This is a genomic window from Vulcanococcus limneticus LL (genome assembly GCF_943369875.1).
Taxonomy (GTDB): Bacteria; Cyanobacteriota; Cyanobacteriia; order PCC-6307; family Cyanobiaceae; genus Vulcanococcus; species Vulcanococcus limneticus_A.
The window spans coordinates 18,762-37,314 of record NZ_CALROT020000007.1 but is presented as its reverse complement, the minus strand read 5'-3'; the positions used below and the strand labels follow the sequence as shown (position 1 = coordinate 37,314).

At 67.7% G+C, this 18,553-nt stretch carries 21 protein-coding genes and 1 pseudogene; 12 read left to right on the top strand and 10 right to left on the bottom strand.

Translation table 11 applies throughout. The annotated features are described in order from the left end of the window. Nucleotides 1–39: 39 nt before the first annotated feature. On the bottom strand, nt 40–921 hold the full coding sequence (locus ACLV7J_RS09255) for a hypothetical protein (RefSeq protein ID WP_411868815.1): 882 nt from the start codon (nt 919–921) through the stop codon (nt 40–42). Between the two features lie 171 nt (nt 922–1,092). Between ACLV7J_RS09255 and ACLV7J_RS09250 the strand changes: the two genes are divergently transcribed. Together ACLV7J_RS09250 and ACLV7J_RS09245 are read left to right on the top strand one after the other, a co-directional pair. Beyond that, nucleotides 1,093–3,216: an AAA family ATPase gene (locus ACLV7J_RS09250; protein ID WP_411868814.1), complete on the top strand. Its 2,124-nt coding sequence runs from the start codon at nt 1,093–1,095 to the stop codon at nt 3,214–3,216. Between the two features lie 367 nt (nt 3,217–3,583). Then, nucleotides 3,584–4,105, top strand: a complete 522-nt coding sequence (locus ACLV7J_RS09245) for a GNAT family N-acetyltransferase (RefSeq protein WP_411868813.1) — start codon at nt 3,584–3,586, stop codon at nt 4,103–4,105. 7 nt (nt 4,106–4,112) lie between these two features. On the opposite strand, the gene ACLV7J_RS09240 is transcribed toward ACLV7J_RS09245, so the two are convergent. The 4 genes from ACLV7J_RS09240 to ACLV7J_RS09225 form a co-directional block, all read right to left on the bottom strand. Continuing rightward, entirely contained in the window at nt 4,113–4,460 is a 348-nt protein-coding gene (locus ACLV7J_RS09240; protein WP_411868812.1) for a helix-turn-helix domain-containing protein, read from the bottom strand. 105 nt (nt 4,461–4,565) lie between these two features. Next, entirely contained in the window at nt 4,566–4,997 is a 432-nt protein-coding gene (locus ACLV7J_RS09235) for a hypothetical protein (RefSeq protein WP_411868811.1), read from the bottom strand. A 5-nt stretch (nt 4,998–5,002) separates the two neighbouring features. After that, nucleotides 5,003–5,698 carry a hypothetical protein gene (locus ACLV7J_RS09230; protein WP_411868810.1) on the bottom strand — a complete coding sequence of 232 codons (696 nt, stop codon included), beginning with the start codon at nt 5,696–5,698 and terminating at the stop codon, nt 5,003–5,005. 63 nt (nt 5,699–5,761) lie between these two features. Next, the gene (locus ACLV7J_RS09225; protein ID WP_411868809.1) at nt 5,762–5,974 is read right to left on the bottom strand and encodes a hypothetical protein; all 213 of its coding nucleotides are present in this window, start codon (nt 5,972–5,974) and stop codon (nt 5,762–5,764) included. A 324-nt stretch (nt 5,975–6,298) separates the two neighbouring features. Here ACLV7J_RS09225 and ACLV7J_RS09220 point away from each other — a divergent pair, with 324 nt between their 5' ends. Beyond that, nucleotides 6,299–6,901, top strand: coding sequence for a hypothetical protein (locus ACLV7J_RS09220; RefSeq protein ID WP_411868808.1), 603 nt, complete (start codon nt 6,299–6,301; stop codon nt 6,899–6,901). Beyond that, nucleotides 6,885–7,376 (top strand): hypothetical protein, encoded by a 492-nt coding sequence (locus ACLV7J_RS09215; RefSeq protein WP_411868807.1) that lies wholly within the window; start codon nt 6,885–6,887, stop codon nt 7,374–7,376. Before ACLV7J_RS09220 ends, ACLV7J_RS09215 begins: the two co-directional genes overlap by 17 nt. Nucleotides 7,377–7,429: 53 nt before the next feature. On the opposite strand, the pseudogene ACLV7J_RS09210 reads toward ACLV7J_RS09215, so the two are convergent. Next, nucleotides 7,430–7,885, bottom strand: a pseudogene (locus tag ACLV7J_RS09210) (lysozyme). A gap of 215 nt (nt 7,886–8,100) precedes the next feature. Next, a complete protein-coding gene (locus tag ACLV7J_RS09205) occupies nt 8,101–8,307 on the bottom strand; it encodes an antitoxin (protein ID WP_411868806.1) in 207 nt (68 codons plus the stop codon). Nucleotides 8,308–8,425: 118 nt separating this feature from the next. Here ACLV7J_RS09205 and ACLV7J_RS09200 point away from each other — a divergent pair, with 118 nt between their 5' ends. From ACLV7J_RS09200 to ACLV7J_RS09185, 4 genes are all read left to right on the top strand, one after another. Next, on the top strand, nt 8,426–8,587 hold the full coding sequence (locus ACLV7J_RS09200) for a hypothetical protein (RefSeq protein ID WP_411868805.1): 162 nt from the start codon (nt 8,426–8,428) through the stop codon (nt 8,585–8,587). Between the two features lie 386 nt (nt 8,588–8,973). Continuing rightward, nucleotides 8,974–9,942, top strand: coding sequence for a phycobilisome rod-core linker polypeptide (locus ACLV7J_RS09195; RefSeq protein WP_411868804.1), 969 nt, complete (start codon nt 8,974–8,976; stop codon nt 9,940–9,942). 112 nt (nt 9,943–10,054) lie between these two features. Then, nucleotides 10,055–10,288, top strand: coding sequence for a Nif11 family protein (locus tag ACLV7J_RS09190; protein ID WP_411868803.1), 234 nt, complete (start codon nt 10,055–10,057; stop codon nt 10,286–10,288). Between the two features lie 103 nt (nt 10,289–10,391). Beyond that, the gene (locus ACLV7J_RS09185; RefSeq protein ID WP_411868802.1) at nt 10,392–10,601 is read left to right on the top strand and encodes a hypothetical protein; all 210 of its coding nucleotides are present in this window, start codon (nt 10,392–10,394) and stop codon (nt 10,599–10,601) included. Between the two features lie 47 nt (nt 10,602–10,648). Here the strand turns inward: ACLV7J_RS09185 and ACLV7J_RS09180 are convergent, their stop codons facing one another. After that, the gene (locus ACLV7J_RS09180) at nt 10,649–11,143 is read right to left on the bottom strand and encodes a thermonuclease family protein (protein WP_411868801.1); all 495 of its coding nucleotides are present in this window, start codon (nt 11,141–11,143) and stop codon (nt 10,649–10,651) included. Between the two features lie 285 nt (nt 11,144–11,428). Between ACLV7J_RS09180 and ACLV7J_RS09175 the strand changes: the two genes are divergently transcribed. From ACLV7J_RS09175 to ACLV7J_RS09160, 4 genes are all read left to right on the top strand, one after another. After that, nucleotides 11,429–13,324 (top strand): nitrilase-related carbon-nitrogen hydrolase, encoded by a 1,896-nt coding sequence (locus ACLV7J_RS09175; RefSeq protein ID WP_411868800.1) that lies wholly within the window; start codon nt 11,429–11,431, stop codon nt 13,322–13,324. Between the two features lie 164 nt (nt 13,325–13,488). Then, the gene (locus tag ACLV7J_RS09170) at nt 13,489–15,909 is read left to right on the top strand and encodes a diguanylate cyclase (RefSeq protein WP_411868799.1); all 2,421 of its coding nucleotides are present in this window, start codon (nt 13,489–13,491) and stop codon (nt 15,907–15,909) included. A gap of 63 nt (nt 15,910–15,972) precedes the next feature. After that, nucleotides 15,973–16,374, top strand: a complete 402-nt coding sequence (locus ACLV7J_RS09165; protein ID WP_411868798.1) for a hypothetical protein — start codon at nt 15,973–15,975, stop codon at nt 16,372–16,374. A 55-nt stretch (nt 16,375–16,429) separates the two neighbouring features. Next, nucleotides 16,430–17,164, top strand: a complete 735-nt coding sequence (locus ACLV7J_RS09160; protein ID WP_411868797.1) for a YcgJ family protein — start codon at nt 16,430–16,432, stop codon at nt 17,162–17,164. 173 nt (nt 17,165–17,337) lie between these two features. Here ACLV7J_RS09160 and ACLV7J_RS09155 read toward each other — a convergent pair whose 3' ends face one another. After that, nucleotides 17,338–17,562, bottom strand: a complete 225-nt coding sequence (locus tag ACLV7J_RS09155) for a CsbD family protein (protein ID WP_411868796.1) — start codon at nt 17,560–17,562, stop codon at nt 17,338–17,340. Between the two features lie 152 nt (nt 17,563–17,714). Beyond that, nucleotides 17,715–18,470, bottom strand: a complete 756-nt coding sequence (locus ACLV7J_RS09150; protein WP_411868795.1) for a PAS domain-containing protein — start codon at nt 18,468–18,470, stop codon at nt 17,715–17,717. Nucleotides 18,471–18,553: the final 83 nt, after the last annotated feature.

Sequence of the window (18,553 nt, the reverse complement as noted above, 5' to 3'; positions counted from 1 at the left end):
TGGGCCCACTGGTCTGGGCTGAGGCCGCTGTCACTTGGTTCATGCCCCCTCCCTGGCAGTCAGTCCTGGGTGGGTGCAGAGCTGGTCCACGGTGTGGGCCAACACTCCCTGCTGCCGCCAACCCGCCGGCAGCACCAGCCAGAGGGGTATGTGCAGTGGTGTGGGCAGCGGTAGTCGTCTCAACCCCTCCCACCAGTGGTCCGGCTCCAGCTGGGGGAACGCCATCGCCCAGTCCGAACACTCCAGGCGCTGCCGCCATTGAGCTGGGGTGTGGCAGGTGTTGCCGGCGGTCTTGAGCGGCAGGCCCCGCTGTTGCAGCGCCCGATGCAGCCCCTGGGCCACCGCCCGATTGGGCACCAGCACGGTGGGTTGGGGCCTGGCGGGGAGTGTCGGGCCAGGGGCCATGACCAGCCCAAAGGGCAGCTCACCCAGGGGCAGCAGCTCCAGGTCCTCCGCCTGCGGCGGCGCGTCTCCTGGGAACTCCAGGCCCGACACCAGCGCGCCATCGATCACGCCCTGCCGCACCAGCTCCAGCCAGCTGGCGACGGACCGGAACCGCGCCGGGGAGGGGAGCAACCAATGGCAGTCCTCCATCAGCGGCTGCAGCAGCACATCCGTTCCCAGCCGCGCCACACCGGAGGCCAGACGATGGGCGCGGCAACCCAACCGCAACAGCTGCATCACGGGGGAGGTGCCGTAGCAGCAGCCCTCCCGCCGGCGACGGTTCACCTCAAGGGCGAAGTCGTTGGTCAACAGTCGGGTGCGGCGGCTCACGGTGGGCTGGCTGAGGCAGGCCAGCCGCGCGGCCTCCTGGGTGGTGCCACTCAGCTCGAGCAGATCCAGCAGGCGGATGTCCTGCAGCAGGGCCGGCAGGCGGTAACGGTGCGCCGGGCGGGGCACCGCTTCTGTGGAGAGGACCAAGGGGGATCTCGGGGGCGCTGCTGGAAGCCTCTGGCTCTTGAGCAGAGTTGAGCCTGGTTCTCCTGCGAAAGAGCAACGGACTTCGGCTGAAGCCAGTCCACACCTGCTGGAAGGTGTGCTTCTTCGCAGGAGAGGGTTGCGTGAGGGCGCCCCTGCGGCCAGGCTGCCCGGATGCCCAGTTCCCCGACCCAGCCCCTGCGCTGCCACCTGCTGATCGGCCCGCCCGCCAGCGGCAAGACCACCCTCGCCGGGGTGCTCGCCGGCCTCACCGGTGCCGTGGTGCTCTCCACCGATGTGGTGCGCGGTGAGCTGTTCGGCGACACCGCCGTGCAGGGACCCTGGCGCGAGATCGAGGACCGGCTGCATCAGCGCATCCGCGAGTCGGTGGCGGCCGGCATTCCGGTGATCGTGGATGCCACCCACGCCCGCCGGCCCTGGCGGCTGGCGATCACCCAGGCCCTGGCGCTGCCGGCGCCGGTGGAGTGGATCGGCTGGTGGCTCTACACCTCCCTGGCCACCTGCCTGCAGTGGAACCAGACCCGCCAGCGCCTGGTGCCCGAACCGGTGATCCGCGAGATGGCAGCGGCCCTGGCGGATCCGGACTTCGGACCCTCCCGCTCCGAGGGGTTGGCGGTCCTGGTGCCGGTGGTGCCCACCCACCAGCGCGAGCTCGAACCGCTGCTGCGCGATGACCTGGCCCGGCTGGACCGCCGTATTCGCTCCGGCCGCAACCGTGAGCGGCGTTTTGAGCTCCATGGCTACTCGCGGCTGCTGGATCTGGAGCGGCTCCTCTACCTGCTGCGCCTGCTGAGCACCTACCCCGAACTCTCCGCCGCCGATCCCGCCACCCGCGCTGAGCTGGAAGCCATCGTGTCGCCCCTGCCGGAGGGGGACCTGGCCGATCAGGCGGCGGCCTACCTGCGTCGGCTCCATGGCGAGTGCTACGGCGATGCCTCTGCACTGCGAGCCGATCTGGCCTGGCTGGAAGCCAACGGCTTCTGCACGGCAGAGCCCGCGCTGGGGCCGATCCAGCCGCCAGCGCCCCGGTCCCTGGAGCAGACCGATCAGTGGCTGGGCGGCGTGAACGGTGGCTTTCCGCCCCTAGGCGACGGGCCGGTGTTCCAGCGGGTGTTCACCCTGTTGCGCCACCTGCTGCAGCAACCCTTCGATCGCGAGGCCGGCACGCCTCTGCCGGAGCACCTGATCGCCCAGACGGAAGCGATCCCCGGTGCCTATCTGCCCGGGGAGTCGGCCACCCTGCGCAAGGACCTCGAGAAGCTGCTCACCCCCTACGGCTTCCGCCGGCCCAACGACAACGTGCGCCATGGCTATGCCCTCGGCACGGCCCTGCTCTCGGCGAACCGGCTGCGGGAGATCCACGGGGTGGTGAGCCAGGCCGCCGGACGCCTTGCCGATCCAACGGCTCAGGATCTGCTGGCCGAACTGGAGCAACGGCTCCAGTGGGGCGGCATCGCGGTGGATGGCTCGCCGCCGGTGCGGGCCTTTGCGAACCGCTCGATCGTGAGCAGCGCCCTGGTGCGTCCCGATTCCCTGGCGGCTGAGCGCCAGGCAGAAGCCCTGGAGACGGCGATCGTGGAACGGCGCCGCGTGGAGCTGGAGCGCTACGTGTCGGTGGGCTCCTTCGCCGACAGTCCCAGCGGCGCCTTCCGCGTGTGGCCCCTGCAGCTGCTCTTTCACAACATCGGCTGGTACCTCGTCTACGAGGAGGACGCGATCGGCACCGGCGTGGGTCTGATCCGCAGCGAGCGCATCGACCGCCTGGCCCTGCGCCGCAGCGAACGGGGCTATCGCCGCAGCGACGACGACCACGCCCAGGCCCTGCGGCGCCTAGAGCTGCTGCTGCACCACAGCGGTGGCATCTACTTCGGCCACGACCTGGCGGCTCAGCTGCGCCTGGCCAGCCCCAACGCCCGCAACCGGGCCAGGCAGCTGCTGACGCTGCGCTTCTGCTGCCAGGGCTGGTGCTTTGCCTTCATCCGCGAGGGCCTGCAGCGCTACCCGATCGAGCACACTCGCTTCTCCAAACCGCTACCGGGCGAGCACTGGTGGCACCACCCCAACGCCCCCCACGTGCTGGAGCCCGGCAGCCCCTCAGACACCCACCCCTACCCGGTGGAACTCGACCTGCCCCCCTGGACCGTGGAGCGCGATATCGACCTGCGCAACTGGCTGTTCGGCTTCGGGGCCGGCGTCCGGATCGAGAGCCCGGCGGCGCTGCGGGAGGAGCACCGGCAGAAGCTGGAGGCGGCTCTCGGGGTGTATCAGCCGGTCTGAACGGGCGCACTACGTTGTCCTGAGAGTGAAGGAAGCGGGTGCTGGACGTGCTCCTGGATCAGACCTTGTTCTCGCTGACGCCGCAGCAGACCAAGGCCCTGCTGGCTGATCTTGAGGATTCCGGGGCTGCCGCGCTGCTGCAGCTTTGAGCCGCGCTGAGAGCGTCGCAGCGCTGCTGACGCGACTCGACGGCTCGATCGCCAAAGCCTGGGAGCAGGAGACCCCACCATTGATGAGGTCAACGATTCAGTGAATACCGGCAACATCGGTCAACGATGTCGGCAGGCATCGCATCGGCAAGCCAGGGCACAATCAGGGAGATAAAAAGAATCCCTCGCTATACTGAGTGACATGGGGGCGGTGGGCCATGGTGCGGGGAATCTTCGTTGAGCTGGCTGTGCCGGATGATTCCTTCCTGGACCTCTTCTGCAGTGGCCACGAACGGGTTGATCACTACTTCCGTAGCCGCGCCTGGTTTGCCGAGCAGAGCAAGGGTGGGTCGCTCACCACTTACGTCGTCAGGGTTTCGGAGGGTGGGCCGGTTGTGGGGTACTCCGCCGTCAGCTTCCGCAATCAGCCCCATCCTGATGACGCGAGCATCTCGAAAGCCAAGGTTCTGGTGATCTCGATGCTTGGCGTCGATCAGGCCTTTCAAGAACAGCTGAATGCTCTGGCTCCGGATCAGACCTACGCTGCATCGATCATGGCCGACCTTGAGGAGAGGGCGAGATCAAAGGCGAGCTGTGTTGGTCTGAGCCTGTGGGTCCGTTCGACGAACGACCGTGCAATCTGCTTCTACAAGAAGGTTGGCTTTGTTGCAGACCCAGCTGGTCCATCCCAAAGGGATGATGGGGACCCCATGCTCACGATGCGCAAGTTTCTCACCTGAAGCTGCATCAAGACAGCGGTGGCTCGGCCGTCTCGTCGTCGCACTCGACAGGCGTCAGATCCCTGCGGCTGTTGCGATCACGCAAGCCTTCAAGGCGCAACCGCACAGCTTCGACGTCTTCCACCGGGAAGCGCCAGTGCCCACCGGGCGTCTGGAAGGCGCCAGGGAACCAGCCGCCCTCCAGCCAGTTCTTGACGGTGTTGGCTGACGCCACCCCGAGCACGGTGGCGGCTTGCTTGCTGGTGAGCGGAGCAGGGTTGGCACTCGCGGCCAGCCGCTCAACCAGGTCGGTGCGACCGGCCGCACGGAGGGCGGCGGTCACATCACTGAAGAGGCTGGGGCTGATCGCAGTCATGGGTTGAGCCTAAGTCAAAGCGTCAAAACCGTCAGCGCTTGTCGGCTCAACCGTTGCGCCATTGCCGCATTGGCGGTGGTGTGGCGACCAAGGGTTGGTTCCCGGTCAGTTGAGCGAGCGCGCCCGTCGCTGCTTGCGGGAGGCCTGCTCGATCGCTGTCAACTCCTCGGCCTCCTGCTGCAGCTCACCGGAGAGGGCCTCCAGATCGTCGGCGGCCTCACGCAGCTGGCCACTGAGCTTGAGCCCCTGATCGATCGAGGCCTCATAGGCCGCAGCCGCCTGATCGATCTCGGCGAACAGCTCTTTGAACTCCTCCGGTGGATTGGAGTCCCAGTCGGGATAGGCCGCCGCAGCCTGCTGCAGCACCGCCAGGGCCGAGTGCCAGCTGGCCTTGAGCCGGAAATCGAGATGGCGCAGATCCACGCTGGTTCGCTTGAGCTCCTGGGTGCTCGACACCTGGGCCAAGGCGAGGACCTGGCGCTTCAGGTCGGCCAGCGTCGGGTTCTGTTGCCGCTTGGATCGGGCCTGGCGCGCCATGGTGCTCACTCCGCCAGGCCGAGGCCCAGCTGCTCGCCGCCGCGCAGCTGTTGCAGTTCCTGCCGCAGCGCCTGGCTGATCTGCTGTTCGATCCTGAGGGCTTCCCGCAGCTCGTCGCGCTCCCGCCGGTAGCGGTTGGAGTGGGCCACCCGGCCCCCCAGGCTCTGATTGTTCTTGGCCAGTTGCTTGCGGCGCTCCACTTCAGCCTCGAAGGCCCGCTGCAAAGCTTCCAGCTCCTTCTGCACTTGCAGCTCCGCCTTCGATTGCTGCTGCTCGGCCCGCAGGGCGGCGTTCTCAGCTTCCAGGGCCTGAAGGCGCGCGGTCAGACGGTCGACCTCGACCTGCTTCCCCCGCAGCACCTCCTTGAGCTTCTGCAGCAGCGCCCCCAGCCGTGAACGCTCCTGGTGTTGTTGCAGGGCGTTCTGTTCACAGAGGCTGGCGAACTCCCTCAGCAGGCCGGTGCGCCGCTGCAGCACCTTGGCGGTGCACTGATACTTGATGATCGTGATGACACGGCAGCGATCCAGGTCATCGAGCTTCTGCACCAGCGGCAGCTGCCGAAGTTGGTCGTAATTGGTGCACTCATGGCGCAGCTCCTGGGTGGTGACGTGCTCCTGCGCGCCAATCCGCTTCAGGTTCTTGAGCTGAACCTGCTCATACCAGTAGTCGAACAGGTCCTTCTGGGTTCCACCAGCGAACATGCCTGCGCCCTCCACCTGCTCAGCGCCAGCCCCGATCCTAAAGACGGCCACCATCCCACGCCCTCAGGGCTGGGGAGCTGGAGCCCCACGGCGCTTCTCGAGGCGCAGGATGCGCTGGGCGTGGAGGTCGGTCTCCGCTGCCCACCGCACAGGAGGGACTGGCGTCTCCTGGGGCGGCTCCGCTGCCTTTGCCCGGGGTGAGGGACAGTCCATCGTGGCCATGAGCAGCAGGACCACCAGCAGTTCAGCGGCCAGGACCAGGTCGATCTGGGGCATGGGGAGAGGGGGTTGTGGGTGACGTCCCAAAGCTTCAGCGGCTCGAAGGGTTCTTGTCTCAGTTCTCGTGCGAAAGAGCAGTCCACCTCCGTTGTGCCGCCAGGCCAAGGCCTGCTGTGCAGGTGCGCCGGGCTCCCATGGTTCAGGCCCTGTCAGGCTCTGTGAACCTTCTGGGATCCGCTCAGCCTGTGACGGCTCGCCCTGGAGCCCTGCGTTTCCTGGGCATCAGACAAGGAGTATGCAAATACTGCATAGGCCTGTAGCGGGATCCGAGGCGCTACTGGCTCCAGCAGGAGGCAGGATTAACCCTGAATCAGAGCCCGCATGGTTGTCCTGCCCCCGACTTCGGATTTCCCGCCTGATCCTGAGCCTCTGGATCGCGACAGGCTCAACAGCGCCTATCGCGAGCTGCGCACCTGCTACAAGAGCCTCATGATCAGCCGTGGTCAGTATCGCAGTCGCTCCATCAAGGCGCGTGATGAAACCGCCATCCTCAGGCAGAACTTGCTGGATCTCGCCGCCAGGGAAGCAAGCGTTCGCGCGGATATCTACCAGATGCTGGAAATCGTCACTGCGATCGCCGGAGATCTCGAAGATGCGGGTGATGACATTGTGAATGAGTTCGGCCGTTACAAGCTCGGCCGAAAGTCCTATCAAGGTGGTTCCTTTCTTGGTGGCCTGGTTCAGGCGGTGATTCGCTTCATCAACCGCTGGACCCAGACCAAGGAGCGGGTGGTGCAGCTGGATCAGAAGCGCCAGGAGTTCATCGAGAAGACCAAGGAACTGCCCCCGCTGAGTCTGGGAGGCAATGGACATGGTGGCCCTGTGAACCAGCCGGAAGCGTCGCCGCCCGCCACCGTGGAGACCGTGGACAGCGCAGCGGCCCAGCAAGCCCAGGAGGTCAAGGCCGATGGGACAACTCACTGACACGCTGCGGGCCACGTTGCGGGATCTGGCCCAGTCCGACGCGCGGCTCTACCGCGGACTGGAGGAGGAGCTCGGCGACACCAGGCCGGCCCCCAGCCCCCCATCTGCCCTGTTGGAGGGGGATGCCCCGGCCAGCCGGGAGGAGCTGAAAGCCCAGACGAAGCCGTTGCTGCTCAGTTTCTGCAGGCAGCGGTCTCTCAGTGGACTGAGCGGCAGAACCAAGGATCAACTGATCGACCTGCTGTTCAGCCACCCCGATGGCCCGCCCCTGCGCAGCGCCCTGCCGTCCAAGGCCATCAAGGCCAGCAAAGGTGGTGCCGCGGCTGCCAAGGCAGTCGCCAGCGTGGAGTTGCAGGCCCTCGAGCAGCGCCTCGACCGGCTGGAGCAGCTGGTGCTGCTGATCGCCCGGCAGGTGGGGGTGTCGCCTGAAGCGATGGCTCAGCTGCTCACGGCCCCGGTCCTGCCACCAACCTGATGCCTGCAGTCAGCCACGGCTCAGCCGACGGGGCGGCAGTCGCTGACTTGGCATCAGGGTTCGTTGCGAGGAGGCGCGTTCATGGGTTCGGTGGCCCCTTCACCAGGCTCTGCACCATCACCAGGGCATCGACGTAGCCCAGCTGTCGGTGCCGGACCGCCCCAGATTGAGGTGGGTTCCCCGGCCAGCAGCCGTCGCCGCAGGGTGGAGCCCTCCAGGGCGCCGGCCCCCACGTTGAAGCAGAAGCTCACCAGCGCCTCCCGCTGCCGGGGGGTGAGTCTTCAGCCCGTCAGGAGTCGATCCACCGCAGCACCCGCCTCCGCGGCATCGGCCTCCAGCCATGCCTCCGCCTGCTGCTGGCTGATCACCAGGCCGTGCACGACGTCTGGACCGGTGTGGCCGTAGCCGATGGTCCAGGGTTCACCGCCACTGGCGGGATCGGGATAGGCCGCCAGGCGGCAGCCCTCCCAGCGTCTGAGCAGTTGCCAGCCGTCGGGGGTGAGGGTCACTGGGAGCGGAAGCGGAGGCCTGGAAGGGTTCCGGGTGGCGCCCGCTCGAACGCTCCAGTCGCCTCAGGTGGCGGGCACCCAGTTGTCCAGCTGCAGGCCGGGCACCCTGGCGAATTCGCGGGTGTTGTTGGTGATCAAGGTCGCCTGCTGACTCAGGGCATGGGCCGCGATCATCGTGTCGAGCCGGATCGCAGGTCGCGCGCATCCCGTTATGGCTACTGCGGTTGCTCGCGCTCGATCACAAAGTCCGGCTCGAAGGCGGCCAGCCCCGCCTCCAGGGTCTGCCAGGGGTCATCGATCGGCAACAGCAGCACGCCATTGCCGAAGCGCTTCACGGCCACGTCGCTGCCGCTGAAGCGGTACTCCCTGGGCAACCGCACCGCCTGGCTGCGGCCTGACTGGAACAGACGCGCGGTGTCCATCACCAAGCCCTGTGGTTTAGATCAACGGTAAGCACCAAGACGGCTCCCGAGGCGTTGGGGCCCTGGGGCTGCGGCGAAGCCGGCCCGGAACCCTCTGGGGTCGCCGCTGCCACGCACCATGGACTCTCGCCGGCTGGTGGTCTGGATCTCGACGGGAATCCTGGGCTTTCAGGGCCTCACCCTCTGCTTTGACCTGCTCAACTGCACCGCCCTCTCCTGGCTCTACGTGCGCCTGAGTGGCTTTGATGCCGCGGTGCAGCGCTCGGAATCCCTGGCCTAAGAGCATCAGGCGTAGCGCCCCAGGGGCCGGCGCTGGGGCCTGCCAGGGGTCCGGTTTCCTCTGGACGAATAGCGGTAGGGTTAATCGCAGGCACCCTATTTGAGGGTGTTCGTTAAGGGCGAATCTAAAGAATCAAGTGGTTGGCGAGCTGATCGGTTAAGGAACGTTCGGCTTCCAGGGTTTTTGCAACGTTCGCTCTCTGCTTGGTGGAAGCTGAGTACCATCCTCCCCTAGGTATCGCGAATTCATCCAAAACGCCAGCGGCCTACCTCTGTCGAGCTGGTGGATTGGGGCGGGTTGCTTGTGGTGGCCTGCCGATGGTGTCCCGCGCTGGCGAACGCCGTGAGTGGGTGATGCGTGCCTGCTGCTCCCCCTGCCTGTTTCCCATGAGCCTTCTCCGCGCTGCCGAACTCGGGATTGATCGCTACGCCAACGATCGGGATAAAGAGAGCTGGTCAACGGGGTCTCCGAGTGACCAGGACACGCTCATCCGTGCTGTCTATCAGCAGTTGCTGGGCCAGCAGTACTTGATGGCCAGTGAGCGCCTCGGCGGGGCTGAATCGCTCTTTCGCAACGGCTACCTCACGGTTCGTGAGTTTGTGCGCACCGTCGCGAAAAGCAATCTCTATCGCGGCAAGTTCTTTGAGAATTGCAATGCCTACCGCTTCATTGAACTGAACCACAAGCACCTGCTCGGCCGGGCTCCCCACAACCGGGAGGAGATGCTGCACCACTTCACGATCCTGCAGGAGCAGGGCTACGACGCGGAGATCGACTCCTACGTCGACAGTGCCGAGTATGTGGATCGATTCGGCAGCGATGTGGTGCCCTACATCCATGGCTGGGGATACTCGGTCGGTCATGAGGGCCGCCAGTTCTCCTGGCTGATGCAGTTGGCCCGTGGCGCTTCGGCCTCGGTGAAAGGCAGCGGCAGCGGGAATCAGTCGGCGCTCAATCGCTTCCTGCACCAGAACCGGGCGGTGGCCGTCCCCGGGGCCCTGCCGGCTGTCTCGGTGGGTTACGGCGGCGGCAATGCCACGGACATTTACCGCTTCATCAGCACCGATGGACCATTCCGCGCGGTGCTCTCCGAGCAGGAGGGCCTATACGGCGATTTCCATGCGCCCGGCGCCCGCAACACCCCTGCCCACACCCAGCGGGAGTCGGCACGGCTGGGAAGCTCGGGCTATGGCGCTTCCGAGAGCCGCACCGCCACGATCACCGTCACGGGCGTGGTGAATCAGCAGGTCGTCCGCAGCGGCGAGTACGTGATGCGCGTTCCCCTGGCACGGCTGAATCAGGCGCTGCAGCGTGCCAGCCGGCTGGGCCGCGTCACCAACGTGGTGGTGAGCTGAGCGGCCGCTGGCCCTCCAGCCTCAGTCCGGTGGCGGCGGGGCCCTGACCCGGTCGTGGCCGCCCCGCGCCGCTGGGCCTACACCAGGGGGAAGGTTCCACGACCGCAGCTCGATGTCGCAGGCGCAGCTCGATGCCTTCATTGCGGTGGTGCGTGCCGATCCCGCCTGGCAGCAACGCCTCCTTGGCCTGAACGCTGACCCTGTGCCGCTGGCCGAGACGGTGCGGGGAGCGGGCTATGACCTCAGCGACCCGGAGATCCTCTGGCTCACCACCTGCCAGGACTGGATGTCGGAAGAGCCGCCGACGACAGGTGCTGACCACCAGCCCCTGGGGATCTGGGGATGATCCAGGCCGGCCACGACTGCTGGGCCGGTGTGGCCGTCGCCGATGGTCCAGGGAGCGCCGCCACCATTGGAGTCGGGATCGTGCCTGGAGCAGGATCAAGGGCATGACCATCAACCCTGGCGAGCTCAGCCCAGACGACTGGCAGCGCATCTGTGCTGCCCTGCGCTACCTCGGCCGCGACCTGCACCACCGCTCGTTTGCCGTCACCGACCAGCGCCGTGAACTGCTCTGGCAGGAGATGGATCATTGCCTGGCGCTGGCCGATCGCCTGGCGGCTGCGCTCCCGGCTGAGCAGGACCCGGCGCTGGAGTGAGGCGCTATCGATCCAAGCTCCTGCAAGCCCGAGGATTGGGTTGCGTTTCAGCGCCGTCGGAAGTCCCAGGGCCGGGTGATGCCGCCGGGCACCTGCCACACCCCGTACCGGTGTCGGCTGGCCCGGTACTCGGCATCCAGATACTCGTTGGCTTCGCAGCTGGCCAGGTAGCGCCGGTAGGCAAAGGCCAGCCCGTCCTCCACCAGGGCCAGGTTCAGGTTCACCTCGCCGATCACCTCGGCCACGGTGCGGCCGTAGCGGTCGGTGCTCTGGGGGATCAGCCGCACACGGCTGCCGATCGGCAGGCGGATCTGGAGGTAGCGGCGGGCCTGGGCCCCATAGGGCGCTTGGGCTATCTCGGGGGCATCGATGCAGGCCAGCCGCACCGTCACCAGTCGGCCGGCGTCGCGCACGCGGATCGTGTCGCCATCGCCGATCGACACCACCGTGGCCTGCATCGCCTGGGCCCGGACGGCGGACGGCACCAGGCCGCTCACCAGCAGCAGGGCCTGGAGCAGCGGCGGCAGGGATGCCCGGGGCATCGGGGGAGTCTGACCCGAGGGCTTCGCTCGGCGGTTTCTGCATCATCCGGGCGCCGCCACTGGTCGCAGGCAGCGCCCACCGCACCCCTGGGGGGCCCGCCCTGAAGGGCCATGGCCTCCCATGACGCGCGCTGTCGTGCCGGCGCGGGGCGTGGCGCGAACGGGAGACCTGCAACAGACCGCCGGGCTGCTCCATGCAACCCCGGCGAGGGCAGCAGTTCTCCGACATGTGTCGACCGGCCAGCGTCGTTGCTGAGCGCTGATAGCGTCAAAATCTCCGCCTCGGTGATCGTGCGCTCTCGCTATCGGCTGGCCACAGGTTGTCTGGGACTGGTGCTCAGCGGATCGATCGCGGCATCCATCGTCGCTTCCTTCAGTACACCGGCCAGGGCGGAGGTGGGCCGCAAGCCGGTGAAGGTGGCCGCCGTTGATTTCATTCCGGCCTGGGGTGATCGCGAGGGCAACATACGCCGCCTGGTGCAGGCGGCGGAGCGCGTGGCGGCCCAGGGGGTGCAGTATGCGGTGTTCCCGGAAACGGCCATCAGCGGCTACGACTTCACGGGTCCCGCCCAGCTGGCTCCCTACGTGGACACCATCCCCGGGCGGGCAACCGAGGCGTTGCAGCCGGTGCTCAGGCGCACCGGCATGATCATGAGCGTCGGCATTGCCGAGAAAGATGCCAATACGGGCATCTTCTACAACACCGCGGTGTTGATGGGGCCCGATGGCATCATCGGCAAATATCGCAAGAATGGCCTCAACGGCCAGGATGTGCAGCTCTTCGGACCCGGTGATACCGACGTCGGTGTGTTTGACACGCCGATCGGGCGCATTGCGCTGATCATCTGCTACGACGACACCTACTGGCAGTACGACCGCCTCGCCGCCCTGCGGGGAGCCCAGATCATCGGCTGGCATTCGGTGTCGGATCGGGTGATGCCCGGCACACCGCCGGCTCAGGCCAGGGCCAATCACTCCACCGTGGCCAGCGTGCAGCACATGAGCGCCCTCAACGGCGTGTGGGTGATCGGTGCCACCCGCAGCGGCATCGAGCGCAATCCGATCACGGGCAGCCAGCTCTATTACAACGGCGGCTCGAGCATCTGGTCGCCGCAGGGTCGCAAGCTGGTGCAGGCACCGGTTGTGCCTCCCGCCGTGCTGCCGCCCGGGCTGAACGGCCTCATCGCCACCACCATCATCCCGGCCGAGGCCGATGCGGTGCGCGAGCAACGGTTGGCCGCACGCCGGCCTGCGCTCTACAACCCTCTGCTGGCGCTGCGTCGCGCCCCCGTGGACACCACCGCCACCGCGACGCCGCGCCCCGTGCGGTTGGCCGCGGCCCAGTGGACGGGGGAGGCATCCCGGCTGACCAGCAGCCAGCCCCAGGCTCAGGAGCTGCTGGTGCTCCCCGAGCTCACCGGTCTGCCACGTGGTCTGCCGGCGGCTGACATTCCCCGCCGGGCGGAGCCCCGCGGTGGCGCCTTTGAACGGCTGCTGGCCCAGCGGGCCAGGATCGGCAACGGCTACCTGGTGGGGAGCTATCCCGAGCGGAATGGCTCCCAGGTGTTCCACACCGTGGCGTTGGCCGGTCCGGCTGGCACCATCCTCGGCCGCTACCGCGCCACCCACCTCAGCGCCGCCGAGCGGACCTGGGCGACCCCGGGCGATGCACCGGTGGTCGTGGCCACGCCGCTGGGTCGCATCGGCCTGGCCACCGCCGCAGACCTGGCGGTGACCGAGGTCACAGGCCTCTACCAGAGCCTGCGGACGGACGTTCTGGCGGTTCCCTCCGGTGACCCCTCGGCCCTCAAGGTGGAGATCGATCGCCGGCTCTACGCGGTGAGCGATCCCCCCACCGGCCGAGCCGATCTGCATCCCTACCTGGCCGCCAAGCTCGGTCAGTTCTGGTTGGTGAGTGGTGGGCGTCGCGTCGGCGACTCCACGGCCTCGGGCATCTACGGCCCTGAGCCCGTGGTGCACACGCCCACGCTCACGGCCCTTGCCGGTGCGGAGGCGGTGCGCCACCGCACGGTGGTGCCGGCGCCGGGCACCTGGATCAACCAGCAGCAGCTGATCGACGGCCAGCGCAACGACCTGTTCAGGCCTTTGGTGCTCGATCCCGGCCACCCGTGCCTTCAGGCCTGGCGGACGGCGGGACACGGCACCGTGGCCTGCCCGTGATCGGACCTTCGCTGATCTGACAACGATCAACCGACCGAGCAGGTGCACCCTACCCCCCTTGGGTAGCGCAGACCGGAAATCTGCCCAGGATTGTGTAGATTTTCCTGCTGTGGCCCAGGCCCCATCAGACTGGTCCAACAGGTCCGATCGGGTGCAGGGCTGCCATGGGCCAGGGCCTGTTGCCACCACTCCCAGGGGGTGCCGACAACCGCCGCCAGAGGCTGGGCCTGCATCTGGCCTTGGTCGGGGTGTTCCTGCTCGATCTGGCCCTGCCGCGCAACATCCCGCTGCTGCCTTACTACTTCCTGGTGGTGGTGCTCTCGGCGAGCCTCGCGACGCCCCGCCAGATGCTCCCCCTGATCGCTCAGGCCTACGGGCTGGCGATCGTGTCGGGCCTGTACTGGGGCTTCTTCCCTTCGATCGACTACGTCACCCGCCTGCTGGCGCTCAGCGGTGTGGCCGCTGCGGCGGTGTGGCTCTCGGCCCAGCGCACCCGGAACACGGCCCTACGCCGCAGTAGTGAGCGGATCCTCAATCTCACGCTCGATAACGCTGCTGCAGGAGAGGTTCTGGTGGACGCCAGCGGCCGGGTGTTGCGTGTCAATGCCGCCTTCTGCGCCATGCTCGGCCGCGATGCGGAGACCCTGGGGCAGCTCCTCTGGCCCGAGATCACCGAGCCGGATGACCTCGCCCAGGAGCAGCCACTGGTGGAGGAGCTGTTGGCGAATCGGCGCGACAGCTACCGACTCAGGAAGCGGTTTCGGCGCGGTGATGGCAGCACCATCTGGGTGGACCTGAGCGTGTCGTGTGCCCGTGCCCCGGACGGGCGCCTGGAGTTCTTCATCGCCCAGGGCGTCGACATCACCACCCAGATGGCGGCCCAGGACGCCCTGGTCCGGTCCGAGGAGATGCTGGACCGCACCCTGGACCACTGCAGCGTTGGCCTGGCGTTGTGCGCGCCGGGCACGGGGGTGATCCTGCAGGCCAATCCGGAACTCTGCGCGGAGCTGAACCTCACCCCGGCGGAGTTGGTGGGCCGCAGCCTGCCGCAGGTTCTCGGTGCCCTGGAGCAGGTGTCGGCGGAGGATGCCGCCGTGCTCAACCCGATGGACCAGGCCGCGCTGGAGTCTCTGTTGCGTGGCGAGATTGATGGTTACGGGGTGCGGGTGCGGCTGCTGCGGGCCGGCTTCCTGAGGGGCTGGGGTGATCTGCAACTCAGCAACCTCCGCGATGCCAGCGGGGTCGTGGGGCATGTGCTGCTGGAGCTCGACGACATCACCGATGTTGTGGAGCAGACGGAGTACCTCCAGGCCGCTGCCGCCGCCGGGGTGGTGGGCATCTGGGACTGGGACGTGCCGGCGAACGTGCTCAGCTGGGATCCGGTGATGTACCGGCTCTACGGCCGCAAACCGGGCGACTTCGAGGGCGCCTACGAGGCCTGGGCCGATGCGGTGCATCCGGAGGATCGGGCCTATGCGGAGGGGGAGATCCAGGCGGCCCTGCGGGGCGAGCGGGAGTACGCCCCGCGCTTCCGGGTGATCTGGCCCGATGGCTCCGTGCACCACGTCCAGGCCGTCTCCCACACGACCTACGACAGCGAGGGGAAGCCCCTGCGCATGCTCGGCGTCAACTACGACGTGACGGAGCTGGTGCAGACCCGGGAGCGGCTGCAGCTCGAGCAGCAGCGGCTGAGCACCACCCTCGATGCCCTGCTGGATCCCCACCTGATCCTGGGACCGGTGCGCGATGAACACGGCGCGACCGTGGATCTGCGCATCCTGCGGGCCAACCCCGTGGCCGCCGCCTACAACAACATGGCGCTGGAGGCCTTTGTGGGGGCCACGGTGCGGCAGTTCTGGCCCGAACATGTGGCCAACGGACTGTTTGATCGCTACCTGCAGGTGCTGAGCAGCGGCCAGCCGTTGGTGCTCGACAGCTTCCCCTTCCACCATGCCCAGCAGGGCGGGCTGCGCTACCTCGACATCCGTGCCGTGAAGGTGGGCGATGAGCTGAGCGTCACCTGGCGCGATGTGAGTGAGCGGATCGCTCTGGAGCAGGCGCTGCAGCGGCGTGCCGCCACCGACAGCCTCACCGCCCTTCTGAACCGCGAGGAGGTGTTCACGCAGATGGAACGGCTCCTGGCCGCAGACCAGCGTCAGGGTGGTGAACAGGCGGTGCTCTTCTGCGACCTCGACCACTTCAAGGAGGTGAACGACCGCTATGGCCACCAGGCCGGCGATGCGGTGCTGCAGGCCATGGCGGATCGGATCCGCTCCTGCCTGCGGGCTTCTGATCTGGCCGCGCGCATCGGCGGTGATGAGTTGATGGTGGTGTTGCCGGGGGTGCAGGGCCTGGATGATGCCGTGAGCATCGCCGAGAAGCTGCGGCAGCTGGCCCACGATCCGGTGCCGACGCCCGCCGGCGACGTGCACCTCAGCCTGAGTGTGGGGGTGGCCCTGGCCTGCCCCGGTGAATCGCTGGACGAGCTGATCGCCAGGGCTGATGCCGCCATGTATGCGGCCAAGAAGCAGGGCCGCAATCAGGTCGTGGCGATCGGATGCGCGAGCCCAGAGGCCGGGGCGTAGGCAGACGGGCCTGTTGGGCCCGAACCCCTGATGATGGAGCTGTCCTGATTCCGCCCCGCACCGGTGCTGCGTCTGCTTCGTCCCCTGCTGCTCCTGTCGGTGCTGACTGGTGTCGCCCAGGCGGCCCCCTTCAGCTACGACCCGGTGTCGTTCGCCGGTTTCGCCAACCAGACCTTCAAGAAGAAGGGGGAGCCGATCGTTGTGCGCAACCTGGGGACCTGCCTGCGGGAAGGCAAGGACCGCACCGGTTTCCGCTGCCTCAGCGGCGAGCTGCTCCAGGACATGCCCCAGAAGAAGGGCCGCAACTTCTGCAAGCTCGATGCCCTCTGGTATGTGCCCTTCAGCCGGACGGTTCAGTTCCGCACCGCGAGCTGTCAGTTCAAGAGCGATCAGCAGCGTGTGATCGAGGGCGGCCAGCTGCTGCTGCGCAAGGGGCTGGAGCAGCTGGAGAACGCCAGCCCTTAGACCTCGGGCCCTACGCGCCGGGCCACACAATGACAGGAGTTGCCCATTGCCATCCATGCCCCGCCGCCCCGTGACAGCCCGGCTTGCCGCCGCCTGCCTGCCTGTGATCGCCGCGTCCGCCGCGCTGGCCCAGCCCGTCGGCATCACCTACCCGCGCCAGGGAACGGTCTGCGATTCGGCGGGCCAGGTCTGCTACGACAGCTATGGCCCTTCCGTTGCCATCACGGGGGAGTACTTCGGACAGCGGGCGGCCAGTCAGCTCAGCCGCAACCTCAGCCAGAGCAACAGCCGCGATTTCCGCCTGAGCAGTGGCCAGGCCTGCAGCGTGGCCCGTCGCACCTGCTGGAACGATGGCTGGAGCGCCACGCGCGTGGCAACGGGCCTCACCCAGCACCTGTTCGGCGGCAGCGGTGGTGGCGGAATGCGACCCGGCCAGGCCCAGGTGAGCCGTGACCGGGGGCTGTGCAGCCTCAGCCGCGCTGGGCAGCGGGTGTTCGATGGCTCCTGTCAGCTCAAGCAGGTGATGCAGGGCGGCCAGAGTCGCTACGAGGTGCGGCTGGAGAACGGCAACCGCTACGTGTTCGAGCAGCAGGGCAGCGGTTTCCTGATCCGCGATGGCTTCGGGGGCAGCTGGCCGGTGACCTTCGTGGATCACGGCAACACCGGGATCTTCCGCTTCGGGGACTACAAGCTGGTGGCCACCCAGCAGAACGCCCTGCGTCCCCCGGCCAACCGGGATGCGGCGCTGGGCAACGCCCTGGGCAACCTGCTCAACAGCCTGTTCCAGTGATCCCGTCCCGGGCCGGGGGGTGGCTGGCCCTGGTGGCCTTCGTGCTCCCCCTGCCCGTTCTGCGCCCGACGACGCCGCGCACCGACACCGCCACCTGGCAGCAGCTGCTGCCATGGCCCAGGGGAGCGCGGCAGGGCCATGGATCGGTGGGGTGTGCGCGTCCAGCCGAGGCCTCAGTGGCCTGGGCCGCCCAGATGGGAGAGGGCGTCGCCAACGGCTGAGGCGGCCTGGTTGACCTTGTCCTTGAGGTCGCCGGCGGCCTGCATCACCTGGGCCTGCACCTGCTTGGCTTCTCCTTCGGCCTGGAGGCTCTCGTCGCTGCTGAGGGCACCGGCCGCCGCCTGCAGCCGTCCCTCGGCGTCCTTGGCGGAGGCCTTGAGCGTGTCTTCAAGGCTCATGGTGGCGTCGCAACGGGATCGGGGGAACCACCGGCCGGTGGGACCCCTGGCCGGAACCTAGCCACGGTCTGACGGACGCACCGCGGCCTCCGGAGTCACGGCAGCGAGGGCCAGGACCAACGGCGGTGACGCCATGGCCCCGGCCCCTGGCGTCAGGACGCGTGTCCCGGTCCGCGGCACTCCCGCTGCACCGACACCCAGTAGGTGTACCAGCCGTCGCTGTCTTCCAGGGGAGCGATGTCGATCTCCACCCAGAAGGTGGAGCCGTCCTTGCGGTAGTTCAGCAGCTTCTGGCGGGCCGGCTGCCAGTGCCGGATGGCCTGGTGGAGGGTTCGCAGGGCCGAGCGATCGGTGTCGGGCCCCTGGAAGATCCGCGGACTCCGCCCCAGCACCTCCCCCAGCCGATAGCCGGTCTGCTGCAGGGCGGCGGGGTTGGCGTAGACGATCACCGGGCCTGGGGCCGCCACCGGCTCGGCGGTCGTCACGATCACGGCATCGCGCACATGCTGCAGGATGCGCTGGTGCATCAACAGCTGTTGGTGGCAGGCCCCGTGGGCGTCGCTGCGATCCGCCAGCAGCACGATGCCGATCCCGCAATCGGAGCGGAACAGGTGCAGCGTGCGCTGGCGATCCCCGCAGGCCACCCGCGTCACCACCGGGCCTGAGCGGTCAGCCACGATCGCGTGTTCCTCCAGGACCTCCGCCAGCTCCGGCCAGATCTCATCGAGCCCATCGCCGCAGCGGCACCCCGGTTCACGGCCCATCAGCTGACGGGCCCTGAGGTCGAAGTAGGTGATCACCCCATCGCCATTGGCGAGGATCAGGCCATCACCGGGCAGCAGCAGGAAGTCCTCGCTGTGATCCCAGGTGCAGCGCGGCGCGACGGTGGCAGTGTCTGCACGGGTCATGCCTGCCTTGGTTCCTGCCCTGTCTTAGCCGCTGCCTGGCACAGACGCAGCTGTGACGCTCCCTTTCACGCCGCCAATCGCTC